General features: G+C 71.1%; 5 protein-coding genes. All 5 read right to left on the bottom strand.

Features of this window, described 5'->3' with window-relative positions; genetic code table 11:
- Nucleotides 1-22: 22 nt before the first annotated feature.
- The gene (locus VGL20_15995) at nt 23-1,051 is read right to left on the bottom strand and encodes a hypothetical protein (GenBank protein HEY2705183.1); all 1,029 of its coding nucleotides are present in this window, start codon (nt 1,049-1,051) and stop codon (nt 23-25) included.
- 331 nt (nt 1,052-1,382) lie between these two features.
- Entirely contained in the window at nt 1,383-2,399 is a 1,017-nt protein-coding gene (locus VGL20_15990) for a DUF3060 domain-containing protein (GenBank protein ID HEY2705182.1), read from the bottom strand.
- Between the two features lie 361 nt (nt 2,400-2,760).
- Complete coding sequence (locus VGL20_15985; protein ID HEY2705181.1) at nt 2,761-3,717, bottom strand: DUF3060 domain-containing protein; 957 nt, start codon at nt 3,715-3,717, stop codon at nt 2,761-2,763.
- 214 nt (nt 3,718-3,931) lie between these two features.
- A complete protein-coding gene (gene ftsY / locus VGL20_15980) occupies nt 3,932-5,098 on the bottom strand; it encodes a signal recognition particle-docking protein FtsY (protein ID HEY2705180.1) in 1,167 nt (388 codons plus the stop codon).
- On the bottom strand, nt 5,098-6,685 hold a 1,588-nt coding region (locus VGL20_15975), incomplete at its 5' end, for a hypothetical protein (protein HEY2705179.1). The genes VGL20_15975 and ftsY, both read right to left, overlap by 1 nt.

The following is a 6,685-nucleotide window of genomic DNA, read 5'->3' as shown; positions in this document are numbered from 1 at the left end:
CGCGGCGCCGCGCAGTCCGTCCTCAGCAGCCGGGCGGCGGGGCACCCGTGCAGGTGAGGTTGCTGCCGCGGATGACGACCGTACGGTTGCTCATGTCGGTGATGGTGACGGTGTCGTTGCTGCCGACGATGATCACCCGGTTGTCCTGCGCCGGGGCACCCGCGACGGTGCCGGTGATGGTCACCTGGTTCGAGCTCCCGGTGACCCGCACCGTGTTGTCGTTGGCGTTCATGATCGTGATCGTGTTGGAGGTGCCCCGTGCGGTCAGGCGGTTGTCACTCCCGTTGGTGACCTGCTGGGTGATGCCCACCCCCCGCGCGTCCAGCTGGTTGCGATTCGACGAACCCGCAACCGTCTGGGTCACGGTCTGGAGGATGGTGATCCCGCTGGCCTCGAGCTCGTTTCGGTTGGCAAGCGAGCCGAGGGCGGTGGCCTGGACCGCCTGGACGATCGAGCTCCCGCTGGCGGTCAGCTGGTTGTGGTTCTGGAAGCCCTGGAAGCTCAGCCCGCCGACGAACTGGACGATCCCGGGACCGTTGGCACGGAGCGTGTTGTAGCTGCCGTAGTTCAGCAGCTGCTGGGTGAGCCGGTCGCCATTGGTGATGAACAGCTGATTGTGGTTCGACAGGTTGGGGACGGAGTTGACCTCGACGAAGCCGAGGTTCTGCACGCTGCCCACGCTGTTGGTGATCCGCGCCTGGTTGGAGGAACCCCCCAGCGTCGCGATCGACTGGGCGGCCCCGAGGGTATTGCTCAGGGTGCCGTGGTTGTTGTTGGCACCCGGTGCATCACCGATCTCCTGGAGGCTGCCGAGGTCGTTCCGGATCGTGCCCACGTTTCCGTGGGAGCCGGGATCGCCGATCAGCTGGGCACTGCCGGCGCTGTTGAAGATTCGCCCGGTGTTGTTCCCCAGCACCAGCTGCGAGGACGGCGTGCTGTTTCGGGTGATGGTGCAGGGGCAGCCCGCCGCCTCGACCGCGACCGGTGCCAGTCCCACCGCGCCGACCACCACGGCACCGGCGGCGACGGCCACCTCAAGACATCTCGCCATGCGGGTCGCCCCCTCCCTTCGCATCCGAGCCCCGGCCCGGAACTCCCTCATATCGGTGCCCACCGCCGGCACCCCGCAGAGCGCCACGATAGTCCGGAGTCCATCTGGTTGGCAAGTTCGAAGCGATCGACCGACGGGCCTGTCCGCGCTCGCGTCAGACGCCACAAGGGCGACATCCGCAGTTGGCGGCCGGACCCAGGGCGGCGGGCCGCAATCGCGCACCGCGGAACCTGAGCAGAGAGAAGGAGCGGCGGGACGATCCCGCCGCTCCCTGTGCCCGTCACCGTGAGCACCCGAGTGCCTCCGGTGCTCGAGGATGCCCGGTCTCGACTCAGCAGGCCGGCGTGGCGCCGGTGCAGGTGATCCCGTTGCCGCTCACCTTGATCGTCCGATTGCTGGTGTCGGTGAGGGTCACGGTGTCGCCGTTGCCGCTGACGGTGACCTTGTTGTTGTCGGCGGTGGAGGTGGGGCTGCTGCCGGTGATGGTCACCGTGTCGTTGTTGCCCTTCACCGTCACCCTGTTGCCACTGCCGTTGGTGACGAACTCGGTGTTGCCGTTGCCGATCGTCTGGAGGTCGTTGTTGCTGCCGTTCTGCACGACCTGGGTGTTGCCGTTGCCGGTGATCTCCAGCTCGTTGCCGCTCGCCCTGGTGCCCAGGGTGGCGGGCGTGCCGATGGTGTTGATCGTGAGCGGGGTGGCCCCGGTGTTGTTGGTGACGAACTGCGTGTTCCCGCTGCCGGTGACGGTCAGCTCGTTCCCATTGGCACCGCTGCTCGTGGCCGGCGTGGTGTCGAAGAAGAACACCTGCTGGGTATTGCCGGCGCCGGTGCCGGTGAGCTGGTTGTGATTCCCGCCGCCGACGAACTGGCCGCAGAAGAAGCCGCCCGTGGCACCGCACGTGGTGCTCATCCACGGAGGATTGCCGCCAGGGGCGGCGGTCGCGGTGGACGCGTTGAGCGTCAGCTTGTTGTCGCTCGCGGTCAGGGTGATCAGCCCGGGACCGAAGAAGAAGTCGTTGGCGCTCTGGCTGCCGGCGATCTGGCTGAGGTTGCTGCTGTTGCTCGCGGTGGCACTGTTGTTGTTGGAGCCGGGCGAGGTCCCGATATCCTGCCACATGTTGAGGCTGTTCTTCAGGGTTGCCGAGTTCCCGTGGGAGAGGGTGCTCCCGACGTACTGCCACGAGTTGGCGCTGTTGATCGCCGTCGCCGAGTTGTTCCCGAGCACGCCCTGGACCACGGTCGGGCTGTTCTTGTTGGTGACCTTCGCCGCGTGCGCGGTGCTGCCCCCGGCGCCCACCGCCACCACCGCACCCACGGCAGCCACGGCAAGGTTGGTCCCTCTGCGCATCCCGTCTCCTCCTCGAGCCCGCCCGGGGGCTCATCCTCTCTTCGCGGCCGGTCCACTGCCGCCGCCGATGTCGTCACACTAGCCCGCCTGATCGGGGTTCCGCAACTATGAATAGTGGTAGCGGGGATATCACTCAAAAACGACAAAAGCGATAATCCGTTCCAACCGAACAACTCTGCAGATGGCGCCGGCTCCGGACCGCGATCCCTGACCAAACCGACAGCATTCGGGGCGTCGTCCGCCGGCGAGTCGAGGCCGGTTGCGGATGCGCCGCACCGGACTTGCAGCCGCCCCGGTGTCAGGGTCGCGCCACCCGCCGGGTGCGGTGGACACGCGCCCACCGCACCCTCCGGGGCAGACCCTACGGCAGGGTGCAGCCCGTGCTGCAGCTCAGCATATTGCCCTTGATCTTGACCGTGTTGTTGCTCGTGGTCAGTGTGACGGTGTCGCTGTTCCCCTGCACCGTCACCCGGTTGTGGTCCGCGGTCAGGGTCGGAGACGCGCCGGTGATGGTCACGGTGTCGTTGTTCCCCTTCACCGACACGCTGTTGTCGCTGCCGTTGGTGACGATCTCGGTGATCGTGTTGCCGCTGGCGTCGAGGTCGTTGTTGTTGCCGTTCCCCACCACCTGGGTGATGAACGATCCCGTGGCCTCGAGCTCGTTGTGGCTCGCATTCGCCCCCCGCACTCCGACGGTGCCGATGGTGGCGATGGGCGAGGTGCCCGAGTTGTTGGTCACGAACTGGGTGATGCTGCTGCCGTTGGCGGTCAGCTCGTTGTCGTTCGCACCGCCGCCGGCGCCGAGGAAGAAGATCTGCTGGGTGTTGGAGAAGCCGCTCCCGGTGACCTCGTTGCCGTTGCCACCTCCGATGAACTGCCCGCAGAAGAAGATGCCCTGCGCGCCGCAGTTGCCCGTCCCCCTGGACGATGCCTTCAGGGTGGCCGTGTTGTCCTTCGACGTCACCGTGATCGCCCCGGTGCCGAACAGCGCATTTCCGTTGGCGCTGCCGACGTACTGGGTGAGGCCACTGCTGTCGCTGGCGCTGGCGGAGTTGCCGTTGTTGTTGGGAGCCGTGCCCACGTCCTGCAGCATTCCCGTGCTGTTGGTGAGCTTGGCCCTGTTGTCGCTCGACACCGCGGTGAGGCCGTAGCCTCCGACGAACTGCCGTGAGTTGGAGCTGTTGGTGGCGCTGGCGGTGTTGTCGCCCGGCGCCACCTGGGTCACCGTGGGACTGTTGTTGTTCACCACCTTGGCCTGGGCGGTGACACCCCCGGTCGCCCCCACCATCAGCCCGACGCCGGCCACGGCGATGGGCACACTGAAGCACGTCCGCATTCGCAATCCTCCTCGAGCCGTTGGGCTCGGCCCTCTCCGGGGCGCGGCCCCACTGCACGACACCTTAACCGTGGGGTCGATCGGATGCAAGTATCAGGAGTCGGGATTTGACGTGGCGTCCGCCGTCATGTGCCACGGAACCAACGAGGTGCTCAACCCCGCCACGTACCCCAGCCACTGTCGCCGCAGCGACGCGTCAGCCGTGGACCTGGAGGACCCCCGCGAACAATGCGTCGAGGTAGGCGCGGGGGTCGAAGACGTTCAGATCGTCGATCCCCTCCCCCATCCCCACCAGCTTCACCGGGATCCCCAGCTCCGCCTCGATGGCGAGAAGGGTGCCGCCGCGGGAGCTGCCGTCCAGCTTGGTGAGCACCAGGCCGGTCACCCCCAGGGCGTCGTGGAAGGCGCGCGCCTGGGTGAGGGCGTTCATGCCCGTCGGCGCCTCGAGCACCAGCAGGGTCTCGTGGGGACCGTCGGGCACCAGCCGCTGCACCACCCGCTGGATCTTCTTCAGCTCCTCCATCAGCGGCGCCTTGGTGTGGAGGCGGCCGGCGGTGTCGACGAGCACCGCCTGCACCCCGCGGGCGATCCCGGCCTGGATGGCGTCGTAGACCACCGCGCCGGGGTCGGCGCCGTGCTGGTGGGCGACCATCGGGGCGTGGGCGCGGTCAGCCCAGACCCGCAGCTGCTCGATCGCGGCGGCACGATAGGTGTCGGCGGCGGCGACCAGCGCCGAGCCCCCGTCGCTGCGCAGACGGTGGGCGAGCTTGCCGATCGTGGTGGTCTTGCCGTTGCCGTTGACGCCGACGATGAGCACGACGCTGGGATGGCCGTCCAGCCGCAGGGCGCGGTCCCGCGACTCGAGGATGGCGATCATCTCCTCCTTGAGCGCCTCCAGCGCCGCCTCGGCGTCGGGGATGCGCTCGACCAGCACCCGCCGGCGCAGGATCTCGACCACCGGCTCGGCGGTCAGCATCCCCACGTCGGCGGCGAGCAGCACCTCGAGCAGGTCGTCGTAGAAGCTGTCGTCCAGGTCGCGGCGGAGCAGGACGATGTCCTGCACCTGCTCGGCGAACTGCTCCGACGCCTTGTCCATGCGGCGCGACATGCGCCGCCACCAGGCGAGCTTCTGCTCGCCCCCGTCCCCCTCCTCCGAGGCCTCCGCACGAGGCTCGCGCTCGCGGCGCCGGGTCGGCTCCGGTTCGGGCTCGGGGGTGGGCTCCCAGATCTGGACGCCGGGGGGGGGCCCGGCGGCGACATCGTCCCGGTCCGCCTCCGGCTCCCCGGCCTCGACCTGCTCCTCGGCCGGCGTCTCGGCCTGGTCCCCCTCGCGATCCTTCTTCCTGCCCCTTCGAAACACCATCAGCCCATGGCGGCGGCGACCGCCTCCACGGCGCGGGCCTCGGGCTGGGGCACGGCCCGGCCGCCCTCGAGGCGGACGCTGAGCAGCCGGCTGGTGCCGTCGGCGTTGGAGGTCACCCCGTAGAGGACGTCGGCCGCGGCCATCGTCGTCTGGTTGTGGGTGACCACCAGGAACTGCTGGGTGGCGGCGAGCCGGCGCAGCAGCCGGTTGAACCGGACCACGTTCGGATCGTCGAGGGGAGCGTCGACCTCGTCGAAGACGCAGAACGGGCTGGGGTTCACCTGCTGGACCGCGAGGATGAGCGCCAGGGCGGTGAGGGCGCGCTCGCCGCCGCTCAGCAGCCGCAGCGCCTGGAGACGCTTGCCCGGCGGCTGGGCGAGGATCTCGATGCCCTCGGGCTCGGCCGCCCGGGCCGGCTCGCCGTCCTCGGGGCCGTCCTCGACCGGGGCCGGGGTCTGGAAGCGCAGCGTCGCCCGGCCGCCGGGGAAGAGCTCGGCGAAGAGCAGGTGGAAGTGGTACGCGACCGCTCCGAAGACCGCCTCGAAGCGCCGCTCGATCTCGTCGGAGAGCACCGCGGCGAGGGCGCGCAGGTCGCGGCAGGCCGAGGCGAGGTCGTGATGGTCGGCGCGCAGCCGCTCCAGGCGGGCGAGCAGGGCGCCGTGCTGCTCGGGAGCGAGGGCGTTCACCGGCCCCAGGGCGGCGACCCGCCGCTCCAGCCGGGTGATCTCGCGCTCGGCCCGTTCGGCGGCGTCGGCCTCGGGCTCGGGACCCTCGTCGCAGTCGTCCTCGCGCACCGCCTCGGCGAGCTCGTCGATCCGTGCCTCGCAGGCGGCCAGGTCGGCGCCGGCGGCGGCGTGCTCGTCCGCGGCGCGGGCGGCGATGACGGCGACGTCGGCGCGCTCGGCGGCGAGGGCGGAGACCGCCGCCTCGGCCGCGGCGACCGGGCCGGCGACGCGCTCGAGCTCGGCGGTGCTGCTGCTCAGCAGCGCGTTCACGCGCGCGCGCCGGGCTGCGGCCTCGTGGCGGCGGGCCAGCGCGGCCAGCGCCTGCCCCTCGGCGGCGAGCCGGCGGAGCGCCGCAGCGTCGGCGCGGGCCCGGGCGGTGGCGAGCGCCTGGCGGGCGGCGGCGGCACGGCCGCGCAGCTCCGTGGCCCGGGGCTCGGCCCGGGCCAGCTCGAGCTCCTGGGCGCGGAGCTCGAGCTCCGTGCGCTCGCATCTCCCCCGCTCGTCGGCGGCCCGCGCGCGAGCCTGCTCCAGCAGCTCCGCGGTCGCCGCCAGGGCCGCGGCGGCGCCCTCCTCCTCGACGGCGGCGGTGGTGGCGGCCTGGCGGGCGGCGGCGCAGCCGGCCAGCCGGGCGGCCCCCTCGGTGTCCAGGGTGGCGGCCCGGTCCTCCTCGGCGCGCGACGCGGCGGCGCGGCTCGCCGCCGCCCCCGCCGCCGCGGTGGCCGCGGAGCGGGCGCGGTCGAGCTCGGCGGCGGCGGCGGAGGCGCGCGCCTCGACCTCGCGGAGGACGGCGGTGGCCCGCTCCGCCGCCACGGTGGCGTCGCGTTCGGCGGCGCCGGCGGCGGCCGCGGCGGCGGCGGCCTCG

The sequence above is a fragment of the Candidatus Dormiibacterota bacterium genome, assembly GCA_036495095.1.
Lineage (GTDB): Bacteria > Chloroflexota > Dormibacteria > Aeolococcales > Aeolococcaceae > CF-96.
This window is presented reverse-complemented; position numbering and strand designations above follow the sequence as displayed.

Coding starts and splice junctions, on each gene's coding strand:
- VGL20_15990 (HEY2705182.1), bottom strand. CDS start 2,399: ATGCGCAGAGGGACCAACCTTGCCGTGGCTGCCGTGGGTGCGGTGGTG.
- ftsY (HEY2705180.1), bottom strand. CDS start 5,098: ATGGTGTTTCGAAGGGGCAGGAAGAAGGATCGCGAGGGGGACCAGGCC.
- VGL20_15995 (HEY2705183.1), bottom strand. CDS start 1,051: ATGGCGAGATGTCTTGAGGTGGCCGTCGCCGCCGGTGCCGTGGTGGTC.